This is a genomic window from Clostridium sp. AM22-11AC (genome assembly GCF_003473545.1).
Classification (GTDB): Bacteria; Bacillota; Clostridia; order Lachnospirales; family Lachnospiraceae; genus Enterocloster.
Genome location: NZ_QUCM01000053.1, coordinates 1 through 1,557, shown reverse-complemented (window position 1 = coordinate 1,557; position 1,557 = coordinate 1). Strand labels below are relative to the sequence as shown.

The 1,557-nt window shown below is 41.9% G+C and carries 2 protein-coding genes; both read left to right on the top strand.

Annotated elements, in window-relative coordinates; all coding sequences use genetic code 11:
- Positions 1 to 93 precede the first annotated feature (93 nt).
- Entirely contained in the window at positions 94 to 1,245 is a 1,152-nt protein-coding gene (locus DW251_RS17750) for a transposase (RefSeq protein WP_118301907.1), read from the top strand.
- Between the two features lie 46 nt (positions 1,246 to 1,291).
- Positions 1,292 to 1,465, top strand: a complete 174-nt coding sequence (locus DW251_RS18030; RefSeq protein WP_021868628.1) for a hypothetical protein — start codon at positions 1,292 to 1,294, stop codon at positions 1,463 to 1,465.
- Positions 1,466 to 1,557: the final 92 nt, after the last annotated feature.

Here is a 1,557-nt window from a genome sequence, read left to right as displayed (position 1 = left end):
TAAAAAATAGGCTTCGCCTATTCAACTCCCCTGCCCCTCAATCTTGAGGGGTTAGGGGTTTCTTTTTTCTAAAATCTATCTCATAATAGTCTTATGAATATCTTGCAGAAAATTTTTACAGACCATTATGAAGAAATAAAATATACTCTCCATCCCAGAGACACCGAAATGGAAAATATCGAAAAGATGATCCATTGTGGGGATCCTTCCTTTGGCGGTGCCATGTATCATTGCCCCCATTGTGGCAACTTTAAATATGTCCCTTTCCACTGTCACAGTCGGTTTTGCCCTTCTTGTGGAAACAAATACAGCATGGAACGCACCACTTCTATGACTTTCAAACTCATCAACGTTAAGCATCGCCATTGCGTCTTTACCATTGATGAAAATCTCAGGGATTTTTTCCTAAAAGACCGCTCCCTTTTGGATTGCCTGTTCCATTCCGTTGCCAGTGTCATTTCCCGCATGTTTTTTGAACTTAACAAATCAAAAAATTTTACGCCTGGTTTTATCATGGTCTTACATACCTTCGGACGGGATCTGAAATGGAATCCTCATATCCACTGCCTTATTTCTGAAGGCGGTCTCAGTGATGACGGCCTTTGGCGAAATGTCCATCACTTCAATTACTCTTTTTTACGTTCTGCTTTCCGTACCGCTCTCCTTAATGAGATGCACCAACGGCTGGGCGATCCTTTCAAACAGATCAAATCCCTCTGTTATTCTTCTCATAAGAAGGGATTTTACGTTTATGCCAAGCCTTCCTCTTGTGATCCTGAGACTGCCATCAAATATATCGGACGCTATCTGGGGCGTCCTGTGATCGCCACTTCCAGGATCGACAAATATGATGGTTCTATGGTCACTTTTCATTACAATCGACACGAAGATGATAAATATATACAGGAAACGATCCCGGTTATGGACTTCATCAAACGTCTGATCCGGCATATCCCTGAGAAACATTTTAAAATGATCCGCTATGGCGGCTTGTATGCACGCCACCTCAAAACAGACCAGCAGCTCCATAAAGTCATTTCCAAACAGAAACGTCCCATTCTACGCAACTTTAACCATTGGCGGAATGCTATTCTTTCTTCTTTTGGTTATGATCCGCTGGAATGTCCCATCTGCAGGCATAAAATGGAGTTTTTGGAACTTTATTTTAACCATCAGCGTCTTTCCCTCGAAGAATTATATGAGAGATCTATGTCCCGATCTCGCGGAAAGCGTTCTTCTGCATAACTTTCTCTGTTTTTATGGTATAATTCCCTCATAGGAGGGCATTGCAATGAAAACAGATGTTGAGGCGCTGCGTAAAAAATACATGGATAATCCTCCAGAAGGACTTACTTCCACGGACATTCGCCATATGAGCGAGGAAGACCTGCTGGATATGGATTATTTTCTAAATGATGACGATCTTGATGAAGAATTTGGTGAGGAAGGTTTTTATCTTTTTTAATCCCTAGATCGTCTATTTGTGTTGCCCGCCTACCGGCGGGCATTTTTAATTCAAAAGAGCGCCGGCGGCGGTCTTTCCTATAAAGTAAAAAA